The sequence below is a fragment of the Chryseobacterium sp. WLY505 genome (assembly GCF_030846215.1).
Lineage (GTDB): Bacteria > Bacteroidota > Bacteroidia > Flavobacteriales > Weeksellaceae > Chryseobacterium.
Map to the genome: position 1 here is coordinate 1 of NZ_JAVCWI010000016.1, position 18,651 is coordinate 18,651.

At 36.4% G+C, this 18,651-nt stretch carries 16 protein-coding genes; 9 read left to right on the forward strand and 7 right to left on the reverse strand.

The annotated features are described in order from the left end of the window. Window positions 1-392: 392 nt before the first annotated feature. The 3 genes from RAH34_RS21110 to RAH34_RS21120 all read left to right on the forward strand — a co-directional run bounded on the left by RAH34_RS21110 (window position 393) and on the right by RAH34_RS21120 (window position 5,707). The gene (locus RAH34_RS21110; protein ID WP_114821765.1) at window positions 393-1,292 is read left to right on the forward strand and encodes a TIGR01777 family oxidoreductase; all 900 of its coding nucleotides are present in this window, start codon (window positions 393-395) and stop codon (window positions 1,290-1,292) included. 50 nt (window positions 1,293-1,342) lie between these two features. Beyond that, complete coding sequence (locus tag RAH34_RS21115; protein ID WP_306597439.1) at window positions 1,343-2,785, forward strand: alpha-L-fucosidase; 1,443 nt, start codon at window positions 1,343-1,345, stop codon at window positions 2,783-2,785. Between the two features lie 258 nt (window positions 2,786-3,043). Continuing rightward, a complete protein-coding gene (locus RAH34_RS21120; RefSeq protein WP_306597440.1) occupies window positions 3,044-5,707 on the forward strand; it encodes a beta-glucosidase in 2,664 nt (887 codons plus the stop codon). A 56-nt stretch (window positions 5,708-5,763) separates the two neighbouring features. Here the strand turns inward: RAH34_RS21120 and RAH34_RS21125 are convergent, their stop codons facing one another. Together RAH34_RS21125 and RAH34_RS21130 are read right to left on the reverse strand one after the other, a co-directional pair. Continuing rightward, window positions 5,764-6,651 (reverse strand): hypothetical protein, encoded by an 888-nt coding sequence (locus RAH34_RS21125; RefSeq protein ID WP_114821768.1) that lies wholly within the window; start codon window positions 6,649-6,651, stop codon window positions 5,764-5,766. 112 nt (window positions 6,652-6,763) lie between these two features. Next, entirely contained in the window at window positions 6,764-7,150 is a 387-nt protein-coding gene (locus RAH34_RS21130; RefSeq protein WP_306597441.1) for a hypothetical protein, read from the reverse strand. Window positions 7,151-7,339: 189 nt separating this feature from the next. On the opposite strand from RAH34_RS21130, the gene RAH34_RS21135 reads away from it, so the two are divergent. The 3 genes from RAH34_RS21135 to RAH34_RS21145 all read left to right on the forward strand — a co-directional run bounded on the left by RAH34_RS21135 (window position 7,340) and on the right by RAH34_RS21145 (window position 10,307). Continuing rightward, a complete protein-coding gene (locus tag RAH34_RS21135; RefSeq protein WP_228412023.1) occupies window positions 7,340-7,603 on the forward strand; it encodes a hypothetical protein in 264 nt (87 codons plus the stop codon). 226 nt (window positions 7,604-7,829) lie between these two features. Beyond that, the gene (lpdA, locus tag RAH34_RS21140; protein ID WP_306597442.1) at window positions 7,830-9,218 is read left to right on the forward strand and encodes a dihydrolipoyl dehydrogenase; all 1,389 of its coding nucleotides are present in this window, start codon (window positions 7,830-7,832) and stop codon (window positions 9,216-9,218) included. Window positions 9,219-9,506: 288 nt separating this feature from the next. Then, window positions 9,507-10,307 carry a patatin-like phospholipase family protein gene (locus RAH34_RS21145; RefSeq protein ID WP_114821771.1) on the forward strand — a complete coding sequence of 267 codons (801 nt, stop codon included), beginning with the start codon at window positions 9,507-9,509 and terminating at the stop codon, window positions 10,305-10,307. Window positions 10,308-10,419: 112 nt separating this feature from the next. Here the strand turns inward: RAH34_RS21145 and RAH34_RS21150 are convergent, their stop codons facing one another. Further along, the gene (locus RAH34_RS21150) at window positions 10,420-10,857 is read right to left on the reverse strand and encodes a hypothetical protein (protein WP_306597443.1); all 438 of its coding nucleotides are present in this window, start codon (window positions 10,855-10,857) and stop codon (window positions 10,420-10,422) included. A 443-nt stretch (window positions 10,858-11,300) separates the two neighbouring features. Here RAH34_RS21150 and RAH34_RS21155 point away from each other — a divergent pair, with 443 nt between their 5' ends. After that, entirely contained in the window at window positions 11,301-13,238 is a 1,938-nt protein-coding gene (locus RAH34_RS21155) for an SPFH domain-containing protein (protein ID WP_306597444.1), read from the forward strand. A gap of 129 nt (window positions 13,239-13,367) precedes the next feature. Further along, window positions 13,368-13,721, forward strand: coding sequence for a hypothetical protein (locus RAH34_RS21160; protein ID WP_162800954.1), 354 nt, complete (start codon window positions 13,368-13,370; stop codon window positions 13,719-13,721). A 38-nt stretch (window positions 13,722-13,759) separates the two neighbouring features. Here the strand turns inward: RAH34_RS21160 and RAH34_RS21165 are convergent, their stop codons facing one another. The 4 genes from RAH34_RS21165 to RAH34_RS21180 all read right to left on the reverse strand — a co-directional run bounded on the left by RAH34_RS21165 (window position 13,760) and on the right by RAH34_RS21180 (window position 17,187). Continuing rightward, on the reverse strand, window positions 13,760-14,455 hold the full coding sequence (locus RAH34_RS21165; RefSeq protein WP_306597445.1) for an ABC transporter ATP-binding protein: 696 nt from the start codon (window positions 14,453-14,455) through the stop codon (window positions 13,760-13,762). 79 nt (window positions 14,456-14,534) lie between these two features. Next, window positions 14,535-15,095 carry a hypothetical protein gene (locus tag RAH34_RS21170; protein WP_114821776.1) on the reverse strand — a complete coding sequence of 187 codons (561 nt, stop codon included), beginning with the start codon at window positions 15,093-15,095 and terminating at the stop codon, window positions 14,535-14,537. A gap of 342 nt (window positions 15,096-15,437) precedes the next feature. Beyond that, window positions 15,438-16,130, reverse strand: coding sequence for a LytTR family DNA-binding domain-containing protein (locus RAH34_RS21175; protein ID WP_306597446.1), 693 nt, complete (start codon window positions 16,128-16,130; stop codon window positions 15,438-15,440). After that, the gene (locus RAH34_RS21180; RefSeq protein ID WP_306597447.1) at window positions 16,123-17,187 is read right to left on the reverse strand and encodes a sensor histidine kinase; all 1,065 of its coding nucleotides are present in this window, start codon (window positions 17,185-17,187) and stop codon (window positions 16,123-16,125) included. The genes RAH34_RS21175 and RAH34_RS21180 overlap by 8 nt, the downstream gene beginning before the upstream one ends. Window positions 17,188-17,370: 183 nt before the next feature. Here RAH34_RS21180 and RAH34_RS21185 point away from each other — a divergent pair, with 183 nt between their 5' ends. Further along, a complete protein-coding gene (locus tag RAH34_RS21185; RefSeq protein ID WP_306597448.1) occupies window positions 17,371-18,507 on the forward strand; it encodes an acyltransferase in 1,137 nt (378 codons plus the stop codon). The last annotated feature ends 144 nt before the right edge of the window (window positions 18,508-18,651 follow it).

An 18,651-nucleotide genomic window follows, 5' to 3' on the forward strand; every position in this document is an offset into this window, starting at 1 on the left:
AGTTCACTTTATTTTCTCTGGTTCTTCAGAATATAATTATTATCTAATTTATAACTAAATCCTTTTGTAAATCTAAAGGAAAATCTGTGTCATCTGTGGGCAAAAAACACTTTCCGATAATAGCTGCGACAAATTATTTTAAACACAAATATCCCCAATATTTTCACAAATAAACACAAGGAAAATACAACATAATCATCTGTGAAAATCTGTGTCATCTGTGGGCAAAAAACACTGTCTAATAATAGTTGCGACAAATTATTTTAAACACAAATATCACCAATACTTTCACAAATAAACACAAGGAAAATACAATATAATCATCTGTGAAAATCTGCGAAATCTGTGCGAAAACCTTAAACATTGAACTCAAAACTTTAAACTTTAAAACAATGAAAATAATCATAGCCGGAGGCACCGGATTTCTCGGTGAAAACTTAGAAAAATACTTTACAGAAAAAGGAAATCAGGTCTGTATTTTTACCCGCAATCCTCAACGTAAAAACGAAATCTATTGGGATGCCCAAACGATAGGTGAATGGAAAAACAGCCTTGAAAAAGCAGATGTTTTGATCAACCTGACAGGGAAATCTGTGGATTGCCGTTATCATGAGAAAAATAAACAGGAGATCTATTCTTCAAGAATCAACAGTACAAGAATACTGCAGGAAGCCGTAGACCAATGTGCTGAAAAACCAAAAATATGGTTGAATGCAAGTTCTGCAACCATTTATGTTCATTCCGAAAACCATCTCAATACAGAAGAAAACGGAATTATCGGAGACGATTTTTCTATGAATATCTGCAAGAGCTGGGAGAAAGAATTTTTTGCAGTTAAAAATGAAGAAATACGAAAAGTTGCCCTTCGTACTTCTATTGTCCTTGGAAATAATGGCGGTGCTTTTCCAAAACTGAAAATGATTACAAAACTGGGGTTAGGTGGAAAACAGGGAAGAGGAAATCAGATGGTAAGCTGGATTCATATTGAAGATTTCTGTAGAGCAGTGGATTGGCTTATTCAGGATCAGAATCTTTCAGGAACAGTGAATATAACCGCTCCGACTCCTCTTTCCAATCAAAACATGATGAAAAAACTGAGACATAAAATGAAAGTTCCTTTTGGGCTCAATGCCCCTGTATGGCAGTTGGAAATTGCCTCCCTATTCCTGAATACAGAAACAGAATTATTATTAAAAAGCAGAAACGTTTACCCTGATAAACTTATAAAAAGCGGATTTCAGTTTTCATATCCCACATTTGATGAAGTGATTCTTAATCTCTTGGAATCCTAATGTTTGCGGGTTTCCCAAAGGATAATTAAATTAGCAGAAAACTATTCCTTATGCTGGTTATATCCAAAATAAAACCCTTTTTTCTTTCATCCTTGTTAATAAGTTCAATTGCTTTTTCACAAGCTCATAATGTATCAGAAGGCTATCAGAAGCCTACAGACCCATTGGTTGTCCGGAATCTGGAGCAATGGCAGGATATGAAATTCGGGTTGTTTATGCATTGGGGAACCTACAGCCAGTGGGGAATTGTTGAAAGCTGGAGCTTATGCCCGGAAGATGAATCATGGACACAGAGAAAACCTGAACATGGAAAATCTTATTATGAATATGTGAAGAATTATGAAAATCTTCAGACAACTTTCAATCCAACTCAGTTCAATCCTCAGAAATGGGCAGATGCTGTAAAAAAAGCAGGAATGAAATATGTGGTTTTCACCACCAAGCATCACGATGGTTTTGCTATGTTTGATACTCAGCAGTCAGATTATAAAATCACTTCTCCCAAAACCCCTTTTTCAAAAAATCCAAAATCTGATGTGACGAAAGAAATTTTCAATACATTCAGAAAAGAAGGCTTTAAAATTGGTGCTTATTTTTCAAAACCAGATTGGCATTCCGATGATTACTGGTGGTCTTATTTTCCGCCCAAGGACAGAAATGTCAATTATGATCCCAAAAAACATCCGGAAAAATGGGAGAACTTTAAAAAAATCACTTTCAATCAACTGAACGAAATTACTTCCAATTACGGTAAAATTGATATTCTCTGGCTGGATGGCGGCTGGGTACGTCCCTTTCATACCATAGATCCAAAAGTGGAATGGCAGCGCACCATCAAAGTAGAACAGGATATCGATATGGATAAAATAGGAACGATGGCAAGAAAAAATCAGCCTGGTATTATTATTGTTGACCGTACGGTTTCCGGGAAATGGGAAAACTATGTCACTCCTGAGCAGGCTGTTCCGGAACACGCGCTTTCCATTCCCTGGGAAAGCTGCATCACCATGGGCGATTCCTTTTCTTACGTTCCCAATGACAACTATAAAAGCTCCCAGAAGATCATTGAAACATTGGTTAAAATCATTTCAAGAGGAGGAAATTACCTTATGAATATTGCGCCCGGACCTAACGGAGATTATGATCCGATAGTTTATGAAAGGTTACAGCAAATTTCAGCCTGGATGGAGAAAAATCAGTCTGCGGTTTTTGCAACCAGAAGCATTGCGCCTTATCACGACGGAAATTTTTATTATACACAAAGCAAAGATGGAAAAACAGTAAATATTTTTCACTTGGATGAAAAAACAAATTATGAGTCTCCATCAACATTAAATTTTATAGTTCCGGAAAATTTTAAACCGAAATCTTTGAAAATTTTAGGGTTACCAAACAAAATTCAATGGAAAAAATCAGGGAATTCAATTGAAATTAATTTACCTAAAGAAAGAGCTCAGTTAAAATATTCAACTGTCATTCAAATACTGCAATAGTTGAATTTGTGACTCATTTTTATATTAAAATGACATAGGAAATCGGAGCGTTAAGAGAATAAAGTCTGTGAACGTTAAGAAAATTCTACTGTTTGAGCGCGAGACAATTGTTGAACAGGAAAACTAACATCAAATTCGCGCGAGTTTTAGAATTTTTAGAGAACAGATTTTATTTTTAGCGGAGAGTTCCAGGTCTTGAACTTTTGGTTCTTTTGCTTCAAGGTAAAAGAACAAATTTTAAACTAAATTATTCTTTAGATGTGTTTTAAACTTCGATTTGAAATTTTAGGAATTTTCTTGTTGAGCTCAGTATTTATCTCTGCTCAAAAACCTTTATATAAAGACCCCCAACAACCCATTGAAACCAGAGTTCAGGATCTGTTGAAGAGAATGACCCCGGAGGAAAAATTCTGGCAGTGTTTTATGATTCCCGGAGATCTGGATAACGTTCCGAAAGGACAATATTCCCATGGAATTTTTGGTTTGCAGGTAAGCGCAGGAAATCAGGGAGGCGGAGCAGCAGGACAACTGCTGCAATACAATGCCAGTGAAAAAGCAGAGATACTTGTGAAAAAGATTAATGCCATTCAGAAATATTTTGTGGAAGAATCACGATTGGGAATTCCAATCATCCCTTTTGATGAAGCTTTACACGGGTTGGTTCGGGAAGATGCTACAGCTTTTCCTCAGGCTATTGGCCTGGCTGCTACTTTTAATCCGGAATTAATGACCAGGGTTTCAACAGCCATTGCAAAAGAATCAAGACTGAGAGGAATCCGTCAGATCCTGACTCCTGTAGTCAACATTGCCAATGATGTACGATGGGGAAGAACAGAAGAAACCTATGGTGAAGATCCGTTTTTGACTTCTGTAATGGGAGTCAGCTTTGTTACTCCGTTTGAAAATAGGGGAATTATTACCACCCCTAAACACTTTTTAGCCAATGTAGGAGAAGGAGGAAGAGATTCATACCCGATTCATTGGAGCAGAAGATATCTTGAAGAAACCCATTTAATACCTTTCCACAATGCTTTTACCCAAGGAAAAAGCTGTTCAGTGATGACTTCCTATAATCTGCTTGATGGAAGACCGTCAACTGCAAACCATTGGCTGTTAACGGAAAAATTGAAAAAAAACTGGGATTTCAAAGGCTTTGTTATCAGTGATGCAAGTGCGGTTGGTGGAGCAAATGTGCTGCATTTTACAGCAAAAGATTATGATGATGCCTCTGCACAGGCAATTAACGCAGGTCTTGATGTGATTTTCCAGACAGAATATAAACATTATCAGCTCTTTATTCCACCGTTCCTGGATGGAAGGATTTCAAAAGAAAGAATAGATGATGCCGTATCAAGAGTATTGAAAGCCAAATTTGAACTTGGATTATTTGAAAACCCTTATGTTTCTGCTAAGGAAATTGGTGAATTAAAAAAACTTAATCACAAACCTTTGGCAGAAAAAGCAGCGGCAGAGTCTTTTGTTTTGCTTCAGAACAATAACCAAACGCTTCCTGTTCCCGCGAATGTTAAAAAGATTCTGGTGGTAGGAACAGATGCTGTGGATGCAAGATTAGGAGGTTACTCAGGGCCTGGAAACAAAAAAGTAAATATCCTGGATGGTCTTAAAAATTATTTGAAAAATACAGACATTGAAGTTATATATTCAAAAGGAATTGACTGGAATGTAAAAGATTTTGCCACTATATCAAACCTATATCTATCCTCTGAAAATAAAAAAGGATTAAAAGGCACTTATTTTTCCAATACAGATCTAAAAGGCAATCCGGCCTTTGAAAGGCAGGATGAACAACTCAATTTTAAATGGACTTTATATTCTCCTGATCCGGAAAAACTGCAGTCTGACAATTATAGTATTCGCTGGACGGGAAAACTGGAAGCTCCAAATTCCGGAAAATATCAGATAGGTTTACGTGGAAATGACGGCTTCAGATTATACCTCGATGGAAATTTAGTGATTGATCAGTGGGAAAAGCTGAGCTATTCCACCAAAACAGTGAATGTAGATTTTGTACAAGGGAGAAAATATGATATTAAGATCGAATTTCATGAAAATCGTGGCGAAGCCAATCTGGAATTGATCTGGAACTATGATTTGTATGATTATCAAAAAGATTTTAAAGAAGCTTTAGATCTTGCCTCAAAAGCAGACTATATTCTTGTTACGGCTGGAATTCATGAAGGAGAATTTCAGGACAGATCATCACTAAGTTTGCCTGGAAATCAGGAAGCGTTTATTCATGAGGTTTCAAAACTGAAGAAACCTGTAACTGTTGTTCTCATAGGAGGTTCTGCCATAAAAACAACAGCGTGGAAAGACAAGGTAGGAGCCATCTTAGACATTTGGTATCCGGGAGAAGAAGGAGGAAATGCGGTGGCAAAAACCCTTTTCGGGGCAGAGAACCCATCAGGTAAGCTGCCTGTTACTTTTCCGGTGCAGGAAGGTCAGCTGCCTTTAACTTATAATCATCACCCGACAGGAAGAGGAAATGATTATCATGATCTGAGTGGAGAACCCTTATATCCGTTTGGCTTCGGACTCAGTTATACCTCTTTTGAAATTTCTGAGCTGCAATTGGATAAAACCCAGTATTCGGAAAATGAAACCATTGTGGCTAAAGTCAACGTGAAAAATACAGGTTCAAAAACCGGAAGTGAAGTCGTTCAGTTGTATATAAAAGATGTATTGGCTTCAGTTTCAAGACCAATTATTGAGCTCAAAGGATTTCAGAAAATCGAATTACAACCCGGAGAATCAAAAACAGTTACCATAGAAGTTCCGGTAAAACAATTACAGTTTTTAAATGAAAAGATGGAATGGATTGTAGAAAAAGGAACGTACAGAATTATGATCGGTAATTCCTCCAGGAGTCTTCCTTTAAAACAAAATATTGAGATTTTATAGAAATTAAAAAAGAGCAGATTTTTCTGCTCTTTTTACGTATATAGCTTTGAATATATTTAGTATTTTCTGGCCAATAGGACGTTCAACAGGAATGTTCCTGCCCAGTTACTGTTATTGGTAGTGACGCCATTGGTGCCAATAAAGTCTACACGGGCAACAGATACAGTAAGCCTGGTTTTACCGCCAGTACCATTATTGGCCAGACTTACAAAAGAGGCTGTAAACACATCCGGGAAACTTGAGTTGTTTCCTGCAGTAAGAATAGGATACATATTGGTAACATTGAAAGGAGTACCCTGATATTCATAAACAAGGGTCATTCTGCTGGCATTGGAGTAGGAAGCAGTCTGGGCTCTGTCCACAGACGTTTTGCTCACAATCCACCACCTGTCTGTTGCAGCACCTGAATCATAACCTGCATTAGCATGAGCGGTCCAGTCAGCAAGGGCCGCTGTTCCAAGTGCATGAGGAGGAATGAAAAGCTGTGTACCATAAATCTCAACATTACTTGGTTTGGGAAGCACTGTAAAAGATAAATCCCAGGTTCCTCCGGAAGTATTGCTGTTGTTTACAACTTCAGCATACGCTCCTGTAGGAATTACAAATGAAGCAACCGGGGTATTGTCAATTCTCAAAGTATTTCCACTGGAAGCCTGCAACGTGATAGCATTGGGAGAAATGTTTTTAATCTTATAAATTCTTCCTGTAAAACTGGTGGTGCCTGTTCCTATGACGGGAAGAGTAAACGTAGCATCCGCCGTTCCGTTATAGGTAATATAATGGTCAGTAGACAGAATATTGTACGTTGTAGCAGTAATCTGAGTATAACCAGCCCTTAAAGAACCGTTCACAGCAAGTGTACTGTTAGGTGTTGTTGTATTAATACCTACTTGTGCAGTTAGGGGAACGACTGCAAATAAAAAGATCGAAATGTATTTTTTCATATTGTACAAATTTGGATTTAAACAAAAATATAAAAAAATAACTAAAAGTCACCGAATGATGAATATTTTAAACCAAATCGCTTTCTGGTGAGAAGGGTTGTTTTTTTAAGGATTAAATCAATCGGCAGGGAACCTCCAGATCTTCGGTAAGATAATAGCTGGAACAGAGCCGGTGGTAGCCATCTGCAATGATCAGTTCATTTTGCCCTCTAACCAGTAATATTGGGGAAAGCTTTTTATTTTTTTCCACCTTTTTAAGGTTTTCTTTCACATGGATATTCGTCTCCGGCAGAAGGGTGAGTTTACTGGCTCTTAAAATGTCTTTCGACTTCTTTATAATTGTAGGAGCTGCCTTTAATTGTTCGACCATTTTTTTTGCTTCCTCAGATTGGAAAAGGAGTTCAAGATAATCCTGAGCAGCAGGAAAATCATGATCTTCAGGCTCTTTCAGCCAGATATTGTCTTTGGTCATATGATTTTTTTTCACTGATGTCTTCATAAGTGCTTATTTAAAAGATGAATAAATGTATGAAAAATAGATCACCACTCCATAAACAACTATCCATGTATTTTGCATTTTGCTTTTTGAAAAAATATTGGTACGATATATGCAAGATTTATCATGAACCGGAATGAATTTCATTAAATGATATTGAATTAATTGAAACCATTCAAAAATATGAACATTATGAAAAAGTTATTAATTTCAACAGTATTGTTATTAGGTTTGTCCATGAATGTTTCAGCGCAGAAACATCCACCTACACCGCCGCATCCTTCAAAAAGCGAGCTGGTGAATATTAAAATGCAGGAGCTTACCAAAAAATACAATCTTGAGAAAAAGCTTATCCTTAATCATCCTCTTGCTACCAAACAGATGAAGAGGGATCAGATGAAAGCCTTAAATCAAAGATATGCAACTGAAAAACGATTACTTAGAGAGGCAAAATAGTACAGTATTTTTGCAATTAATAAAATAGGAAAAACCTTTTTTTATACTTTAAGTTTTAATAAGTTTTCAACAGAATATGAAATTTATTGAAAGAGAATACGTTTGTATTCTCTTTCTTTATTTAAAATGGAATAAAATGCCTTTGTTGATGCATTTTAAGATCAGTTTGAAGAATCATAAAACATCCAATATTTTTCCTTAAATTCGCATAAAAATTTTTAAAGTAATGAATTACGATATTATTGTCATTGGAAGTGGTCCTGGTGGATATGTTACTGCAATCAGAGCAGCGCAATTAGGTTTCAAAACCGCAATTATCGAGAAAGAAAATTTAGGAGGAATCTGCCTTAACTGGGGATGTATTCCAACTAAAGCTTTATTGAAATCTGCTCAGGTTTTTCATTATATCAACCATGCTGAAGATTATGGTCTGAATAAAGTGGAGGCAAGCTTTGAATTCCCGAATGTGATTCAGAGAAGCCGTGGTGTTGCCAGCAAAATGAGCAAAGGAATCGAATTCTTGATGAAAAAGAATAAGATCGACGTAATTCTTGGTACTGCAAAAGTACAGAAAGGTAAAAAAGTTTCTGTTACCGATAAAGAAGGAAAAGTAACCGAATATACAGGTACTCACGTTATTATCGCTACAGGAGCTCGTTCAAGAGAATTACCGAACTTACCGCAGGATGGTAAAAAAGTAATCGGATACAGACAGGCATTATCTCTTCCTGAGCAGCCGAAATCTATGATCGTTGTAGGTTCCGGAGCTATCGGGGTAGAATTTGCTGATTTCTATAACACAATGGGAACTAAAGTAACTGTTGTTGAGTTCATGCCAAACATTGTGCCTGTAGAAGACGAAGAAATCTCTAAACACTTAGAGAAATCTCTTAAAAAGACAGGAATTGAGATCATGACAAACGCTTCTGTAGAAAGTGTTGATACAAGCGGAGAAGGAGTAAAAGCTACTGTGAAAACAGCAAACGGAAACATTACCCTTGAAGCTGATATCTTATTATCTGCTGTAGGTATTGCTGCTAATATCGAGAACATCGGATTAGAAGAAGTAGGAATCCAGACAGACAAAGGAAGAGTATTGGTAAACGAATGGTACGAAACTTCAGTACCTGGTTACTATGCGATCGGTGATATCATCCCGACTCAGGCATTGGCTCACGTTGCTTCTGCAGAAGGAATCACTTGTGTTGAGAAGATCAAAGGAATGCACGTTGAGAAAATCGACTATGGCAATATCCCTGGATGTACTTACTGCCACCCTGAAGTAGCATCTGTAGGTCTTACTGAAAAGCAGGCTAAAGAAAAAGGATATGAAATCAAAGTTGGTAAATTCCCTCTTTCTGCAAGTGGTAAAGCTACTGCAAACGGAAATACGGATGGATTTATCAAAGTGATTTTTGATGCTAAATATGGTGAGTGGTTAGGATGCCACATGATCGGTGAAGGAGTAACTGATATGGTTGCTGAAGCTGTTGTAGCCAGAAAACTAGAAACTACAGGTCACGAGATCATCAAGTCTATCCACCCGCACCCAACAGTTTCTGAAGCTATTATGGAAGCTGCTGCTGCTGCTTATGGTGAAGTGATTCACATCTAATCTGAAATACAGAAAAATATATCATAAAAGCCTGGAGAAATCCAGGCTTTTTTTGTTGATGCTGCAAAGAAATAGGGGTAAAGTAAACCTAACAGGTTTCAAAAACCTGTTAGGTTTGATACTAATACATCTTTATTAAATAATAACCACATCGAAGAATAGAGGTATTTCCATTTTTTAGATTAAATTTTTGACCCATTATTATAGATTTTATTAAAATAATTTTAAAATCAACATATTTATAAAAATTAACTTAATTATCTCAGGCTGTTTTCTTACATTTATTCAATGAATTTTGAGAGAGTAGGACTTGTTTTATCAGGAGGCGGTACCAAAGGAATCGCTCATGCAGGAGTATTAAAATTCTTACAGGAAAAAAATATTGAAGTAGATATCCTTTCCTGCTGCAGTGCAGGTTCTATTGTAGGATGCCTTCATGCAATAGGAAAAACCCCTGAGGAAATCCTGGAATTTTTCAATTCCGTCTATTTTTTCAACTGGAAACACTTTACATTCAATCAGCCGGGTTTGGTTTCTTCAGTAATCTTCAGAAACTATCTGAAACCTATTTTCCATGAAATGAAATTGGGAGATCTTGATATCGAGGTGAAAATTGTAGCTACAGAACTTGTTGCGGGAAGCCAGAAGATTTTTGATAAAGATTTTGAGATCGTTGATGCCATTATTGCTTCATGCTCTATTCCCGGAATAACGACACCTTACATCATTGGTGATGAAATGTATTGTGATGGAGGAGTATTGAATAACTTCCCGGCAGATATCATCAGGGAAGACTGTGATAAGCTGATTGGCGTATTTGTATCCCCGCCCAACGAAGCAAAGATCAAGGATCTGAATTCCATTAAGGCTATCGTTTCCCGTTCTTACGACCTTCTATCCTACAGGATCGAAAAAATAAAATTTGATTACTGTGACTGGTTTATTTCGTCCCAAAAATTATCTTCCTACGGAACTTTTGAACGCAGGAAAGACAGATTGGAAGAGATCTTCAATATCGGTTACAAAGCCGCCAAAGAAAGCTACGAAGAAAGTACCTTTTTCACAGAATTAAGACAATCCGGAACATAAAAAAATCCTGTATCAATTGAATACAGGATTTTATTTTATAAAAGCGGAAAAACGGTTTTGAGTTCTAAAAGAGAAGATAACAACTTCCAGCTTCTCGCCTACATCTTCCAGCTTAATTCTTCACTACATATCCGTCCTGGCGAACAATTTCACGGTCATTCGTATCATTTACAACCAATGTATAAGGTGCTTTTTTCGGAGAATCCGTAAGATAATTTCTCCAGATCTGATAGCTGTGTCCCTCATTATTGAAGTTGATGTAATAGTTACCTCCTGTACCATCAGGAATCAGTTCACCATCACTGATGATCATGCTTGGTTTTGCCGTAATCTTTGTGTTGGCATTCCACGACTGGTAAAGGTACTTGCCATTCGGTTGTTTGTCGATTCTGATTTTGAACTTTTTGGTTTTGATAATAACAGTCTTCGGTACCTGCTGAAGGGGAGAAGAAGTAATAAAACCGTCTGTTTTAGGAGCCGGAACTTCTTTGGCATAAACGAAAGAAAACTGAGCTAAGCAGAAAGCTCCTAATAAAATATGCTTTATCATATTGAGTGGTTATTGGTTAACATTTTAGATTCTATCAAATATAAAGCCATTTTTAATTTAGAATATAAATATATAGTGTTGAAAATTAGATTTTTACAACTGTCGGACGCGTGTTTTTAGAAAATAATAATACTGATTTTCAATTTGTTATTGTTGTATTGGTGAAATATTGTCAGTTTCTAAAACAACTGATTACTTTTCTTATGTACATTTGTACCATCAAAGGATCTCGTTCCTTTATTATCAAAATGAAACTAATTAACTTTAAGTTTTTTCTATTAAAAGTATCAGAAATCATCTTCACGATTTTTAATACATCTCCTCCTGTAATTTCTTAATTTTTTCAAAAGAATTATCACATAATTCGTACTCTGTTTTTTCGTATTCTGAAGAATCAGAGCGCAATCCCTGTTTTAAAATTTAATTAAAAAACAAAACAAACTATGGAATTAGATTTTCATGGCTGGATGATTCCGGCCGTAATGGCGCTTTTGTGCGTACTTTTTTACAAATTCATCTTAAGAATTTTCTTTGGATTGATCATTGTTCCTCAGGACAAAATTGGTTTGGTGACCAAAAAATTTGTATTGGTAGGAAAACAGGAACTTCCGGAAGGTAGAATTATTGCCACCAACGGAGAAGCAGGTTTTCAGGCTCAGACATTGGCTCCGGGAGTGTATTTTGGAAAATGGATCTGGCAGTATTCTATCGATTTTCAACCATTTACAGTGATTCCGACCGGTAAAATAGGGCTACTGCTGGCAAAGGATGGGATTGAACTGGAAACAGGAAGGATTCTAGCCAGAAAAGTAGACTGTGATTCTTTTCAGGATGCTGAAGCGTTTTTAAAAAACGGTGGAAGAAAAGGCCGCCAGACTGCAATTATTGCACCGGGATCTTACAGGATCAATACCCTGCTGTTTGAAATTGAATTAACGGAGATGACTCAAATTCCTGACAATGCAGTCGGAATTATCACAACAATGGAAGGAAGTCCTTTGGAAGAAGGCCAGATTGCCGGTAAGATTATCAATGATCATAATAAGTTCCAGGATGTAGATACTTTTTTAAATAACGGAGGATATAAAGGCCTTCAGGAGCAGGTTATCCTGGCTGGTTCGTATTTTCTGAATCCCTGGTTTACAAAAGTGGAAATGGTAAAAATGACGGAAATTCCGATTGGCCATGTTGGGGTAATCATCAGCTATGTAGGTGAAGAAGGAAAAGATCTCAGCGGAGTTGATTTTAAACATGGAAATATCGTTGAGAAAGGTCATAAGGGCGTTTGGGCAGAACCTATTGGCCCCGGAAAATATCCTATTAACCCTTATATTATGAAGGTTGAGCTTGTTCCTACTACCAACTTGGTATTGAACTGGGCGTATGAAAGAAGCGAATCTCACCAACTCGATAAAAATCTTTCAACGATTACCGTACGAAGTAAAGACGGTTTCCCTTTCAATCTTGATGTTTCCCAGATCATTCATATTCCTACTTATGAAGCACCAAAAGTAATTGCCCGTTTCGGGAATATGATCAATCTTGTGAGCCAGGTTTTAGAGCCAACGATTGGGAATTATTTCAGAAACTCAGCACAGGACAGTGATGTGATTGCTTTTTTAGGAACCCGAAAAGAAAGACAGCAATCTGCAAAAGACCATATCAGCAGTGTTTTGGAACAATATAATGTCAACGCTGTCGATACTTTGATAGGAGCTATTGTTCCACCGGAAAGTTTAATGAAAACTCTAACAGACAGAAAACTGGCGGAGGAACAGAAGATTACTTACGAAACTGAGATGCTGGCCCAGGAAACCCGTCAGGCACTGGAAAAAGAAACGGCTGTTGCGGATATGCAGAAAGAAATTGTAAAAGCCGATCAGGGCGTTGTGATTGCAGAAAGAATAGCGGATGCATCGGTGAAAAAAGCAACCGGAGACGCCAATTCTGTAAGACTGCAGGCCAATGCTGAAGGAGACCGATTAAAGCTGCTGGCAACCGGAGAAGCAGAGAAAACAAGGCTTCTCGCAAAAGCTGAAGCAGAAAAAATAGAGTTGCTGGCCAAAGCAAGTGCTGAGCAGATTTCATTGACGGGTAATGCGGAAGCAGAAAAAATTCTGGCCATCGGTAAATCTAATGCAGAATCTTACAAACTGTCTGTAGAAGCAATGGGCGGTAATAATTTCACTCAATTAAAAATCATGGAAAATATTGCGAGTCAGAATGTAAGAATAATGCCTGAAGTATTAATCGGAGGAAGCGGAGATTCTGCGAATGGAGGAATCAGTGGACTTTTAGGACTTCAGCTCTTGGAACAGGTTCAGAAGAAAGGTATTGATACCGTTGCTGCTACTGGAGAAAAACCAGATAACAATTCTTAACCCAATTGACAAATAACGTAAACTTAATTCAAATTTAGAATTTTTAAAATGATTTATATCGTTCAGCTCATTATAGCACTACTGATTATTAGTTTTTTTGTTTTCTCCATTATTGAAATCTATTGTGAAATGGCGAAAAAAAGTTCAAAGGCATTTTTTGGTATGCTTGTTAGCTTGATTTTATTTTTTTTAATGATTACAGTACGCAATCATTGGGTTAAAAATGAACTTGTAGAAAATATAGAAACTTCAAAAATAGAACAGAGTAATTCATCTTTTTCAAAAAAAGAATTGTCCAATATTCATATTGTAAGTGAGAAAATGAGAGTTGCTGATAAGGATATTTATATTGTGCTTATGCCTCAAAAAGATACGCTTTATATGAATCAGGATTTGAATAATAAAAATAAATTCTGGATTCACTACAAAAAATATGAGATTTTGAAAATTACAGCACCTGTAGGATACATCATTAAAAATTAAAAAATCGCCCGAAGAACTTTCGGGCGATTTCATATTCTTTATGCTGTATAACTTGCAAAAGCATCTTCCAGGCTTTCAAATTTACCTTTAAACTCATCAATAGGGCAGTCCTGAAGAATATTTCCTTTATGGATCAGAATGACTCTTGAGCAAAGCGCCTCCACTTCCTGCATGATGTGGGTAGAAAGTAAAACCGTCTTTTGCTGTCCGATTTCTTTTACCACATTACGGATTTCAATGATTTGGTTAGGATCCAGACCGTTGGTAGGCTCATCCAGAATCAGTAAATCCGGCTGATGAATAATGGCCTGTGCAAGCCCTATACGTTGTTTGTATCCTTTAGACAGCTGTCCGATTTTTTTAGATTTTTCGGGAGTAATTCCTACCAGTTCGATCACTTCATCTACTCTGGATTCAGAAATCTTGTGGATGTTGGCCACAAACTGAAGGTATTCTTTCACATACATCTCCAGATAAAGCGGATTATTTTCCGGAAGAAAACCGATTTTCTTTTTGCTTTCGATCTCATGATCTGAGATATTCATTCCATTAAAAATAATTTCTCCCTGATCAATTTTCAGTGCACCGACAATAGATTTCATCAGGGTAGATTTTCCGGCACCGTTTGGGCCAAGAAGACCAATGATTTCATTTTTATCAATAGAAATGTTGATGTTGTCAAGAGCAGTCTGTTCACCAAATTTTTTGGTTAAATTGATTATCTGAAGTGGCATAAGTTGTACGATCTTTCTGCAAAAATAAAATAAAAAAACTCATCCGATAGAATGAGTTCGCAATATTTATAAAATATAATTATTTTCTTGATTTTTTCTTGGCTCCTCCAGATGCAGGAGCTGCAGTGGATGCTGTATTGGTAGCTCCTTTTACTGCCGCAGGATTTATGCTGGAAGGTTTGTCATACATCGCGTACTTTCCATTGGTTCTTCCGAAGATTTTATCCACCTGTTTTTGGGTTAAAAACTGTGATTTTCCAATGTATTTCCGGTTTTTATTGATCACCTGGATAAACTGCATAGTTTGCTGCCCGTAGTTCTTTTCATAATGAAGCTCTATGATATCATTAGGCAGTTCCAATACAACATTTTCTTCCGGAGTGGAAATAAAACCATCCATAATCAGTTTATATAATCCTGCCACATCACCATTAAGATTCTGGAATGAAAAAGAACGGATTGTATTCAGGTTGCTGGTGTTCAGATCCTGATAGTTAACTGTAAATTTATCTTCCTTTTTATAGAGACCAACGGAATTATCTTTACCAATTTCCACCAAACTTTCATTTTTCAACACTTTGATCTGTGAGAAAACTGAAATACCGAACATACAGGTAATAAGTAGAATTATTTTTCTCATGGAATGAATTTTAATGTTTTATAACTTGGTGCACATAAATTTACTTATAAAAAAGCTAAAAAGCAATTTTAATTCGTTAAAGCAAAAGTAACACTTTTTTTTAATATTTATTAGTAAGCTACTTCTGATGCTATGGATTTCATGGTTTATATAAGGGGTTGTTAATCATTGCTTTGATCCTGCTTTCTAAAGAGGCTGGCATTTTTGTTTACATCAGTTTATAATTTCAGATATCGTGTAAGGTGTTGAAAAACAGATTGAAAATTACTCAGGTGTGATAAAATTAAAAATTTATTAAAAATAAATGTTTAAAATGGGCTTTGGTGAATTAAGATAAAAAAATTATAACAGTTTGTTTTTGGAAAGAGCGGCTATAAAGAGATCGAACTCGTGTTTATAACTCCTTCCAACAGGAATCTGATATTTGTTGATAACCAATTCATTATTATTAAAAGCGGTAACAAAAGAACTATTAATGATAAATGATCTGTGGATTCTGATGAAACCTCTATCAGAAAGCATGATCTCTAAATCTGTGATTTTACTTTTTGCAGTGAAGCTTTCGTAGGTAAGTACCACTTTGATATCATTTCCCTGGCTTTCAAAATATACGATTTCCGAAAGAGAAATCTTGCGTTGCATTCCCTCCGTTTTGATGATGATGAAATCCTCTGTATTGCCGGCAGTACTTCTTAATATACGTTCTACGGCTTTGAAAAAGCGCTCAAAGGTAATGGGCTTCAGAAGATAATCTACCGCTTCCAGTTCAAAGCCTTCAACCGCAAAATCCCGGTAGGCTGTGGTGAAAATTGTTTTGGGTTTTTGTGGCAGCGATTTCAGAAAATCAATTCCATTGAGATGGGGCATCTGAATATCCAGAAACATAAGGTCGACCGATTGTTTTTGCAGTATTTTATAAGCCTCTATCGCGTTTTGGGCTTTCCCGGTAAGCCTGAGATCGTCAATTTTTGAGATATGATTTTCCAGTAATGATGCAGCTAAAGGTTCGTCATCTACAATAATACAGTTAATCATAATGGGAAGGTGTTGTTATTTCTACTTTAAAAATATTGTTTTCTTTTGAGATCCGAAAGGTGAAATTTTCCTGATAATGATAGTGAAGCTGCTTTTGTATGTTCTGGAGTCCAATTCCTTTTTCATGATTTGTGGGGTGATCTGAAAAGGTATTTTCAATGGTAAAAACAGAATGCTGCTGATTCGTTTTAATCTCAATTTTTATTTCTGTGGTCTCCGAACTTTTTCCGGCACCGTGTTTAAAAGCATTTTCTACCAGAGTAAGATACAGCAGTGGCGGAATGGTATTGGGAGAGGGGATGGTAATATATTTTTGAATTTTTAACCTTTCCTCATGATATCTGAGGCTTTCCAAAGCAATATATTGATCTATAATATCCAGTTCATCAGAAACCTGCACCCATTTCTTCTGACCTTTGTATAAAATATAATCCAGAATATCAGACAGCTGGCTGATGGATTGGGAGGTTTTATCGGAATGGCTGATGGACAGCGAATAAATATTATTCAGAGTATTAAAGAGAAAATGAGGGTTGAGCTGAGATTTGAGAGATTGAAGTTCCAGCTCTGTCTTTTCCTTCTGCAGTTTGATCGTACGTTCTTTTTCATCCTTATACCGTATGATAAACATAATTGAGATGAAGATAAAGGCAGCGCTGATAATCGGAAAAGTATAATGAAGCAGCAGGTAAGGAATATCTGTGAAAATTTCAAAAGGAGTGTCTTTCATCTCATTGATGAATAGAGGTTCTGCAACATAAACGATAAAAAAACGATTGATGACAGAAATAATATAAAGGCTAAGGAGAATAGACAGTATTAATTCAATATACTTTTTCTGATCAAAAAAATGACGAATCAGAACAAAATAAATAAAATTGGCTCCCGCAATCTGGAAAATCCAGTGGCAGAAATTATAAATAATCAACTCATGGGAAGCTTCACCATCATACTCTCCATACATTCTTACCGTTCCGAATAAAAATAAAGCCGTCCAGAAGAGCAGCTGGAAGTATAGATTTTGTCTGATCTGAATTTCTGACGGAGTTTTCATCATCTTCAAAAATATAAAATCTTAAACAACCTCAGGAAAATGTTGTACCAATGACATTAAAATAATGACATACAACATTATTCACGATTTAAACTGCATATTTTGTCTTTGATCATGAATAGACTGCTGTTCGGATATTACTTCGGAAATCAGTCCTGAATTCATCCACATTTGCATAAAAAAATAATGAAGGAATATTCAGAAAGGTTTTACGGATTGGATCATCTCAGAGCAATTGCCATTTTATTGGTGCTCATGTATCATTACCGGGCATTCAAACATCCTGACTGGATAGACAGTGTCGGAAGGTTTGGCTGGACAGGAGTAGATCTGTTCTTTGTTTTAAGTGGTTTTCTGATCTCGGGACAGTTGTTCAGAGAAATAAAGAATAAAGGAAATATCAATCTGAAAGTATTTTATATAAAACGGTTTTTCAGGATTTTTCCAGCTTACTTTTTTACGCTTTTCCTCTATTTTACATTTCCTTTTTTCAGAGAACGCGAAGCTTTATCTCCGTTATGGAAATTTGTTACTTTTACCCAAAACTACGGGCTGGATGTTATTAACCGGGGAACATTTTCTCATGCCTGGTCATTGTGTATTGAAGAGCAGTTTTACCTCATTCTTCCTTTATTCCTTTTGATAGTAATGCCAACAAAACTGGTCAGATATCTGGCGGTTCTGATGATGGCTGTTATCGGACTTTCTATTGTATTCAGGTTGATGGTATGGAATGAATATATATCAGGGCTGGATACAGCTTCCACTGATTTTTGGAAACTATGGTATATGAAAATATATTACCCCACTCATACAAGGCTGGATGGGTTGGGGATAGGTGTTTTGATCGGCTATTTGATGCTGTATTCATCACAATTCAAAAAAATGGTAAATAACAACGGAAACAGACTTTTCTTTTTGGGAATTGTACTGTTGGGAATATCTTTCTGGATATGTAATGAGCAGGCTTCAAAAACAGCTTCTATATTTGGGTTTACGTTGGTAGCTGTAAGTTTTGGAGTCATTCTTATGGCTGCAGTTTCTTCATCATCTTTCCTGTATCGGACAAAATCTTATCTCACTGCTCAGCTGGCAGCTTTATCTTATGCTGTTTACCTTTCACATAAGGGAATTATTCATCTCGTGCAGGAAGGTCTGGATTATTTCAACCTTGAAACATCAGATAACATAAGTCTTATGGTTTGTCTTTTTGCCTGTATACTTGGAGGCTTATTCTACAGATTGGTGATAGAAAAACCTTTCTCTATTGTTAAAACAAGAATTTTAAAAAGAATTGTAAGATCTCTACCATCTTCAGGATAGATTTTGAAAAAATGAAAAAGTATTATCCTTGCTAAAAATCTTTGATTTTTTTGCGCCTTAAAAAAATATAATATTAAAAAAACTTGCGCCTTTGCGTTTTCCAAAAAAACATAAATATAAAAGGTTTAATTAGAGAACGCAAAG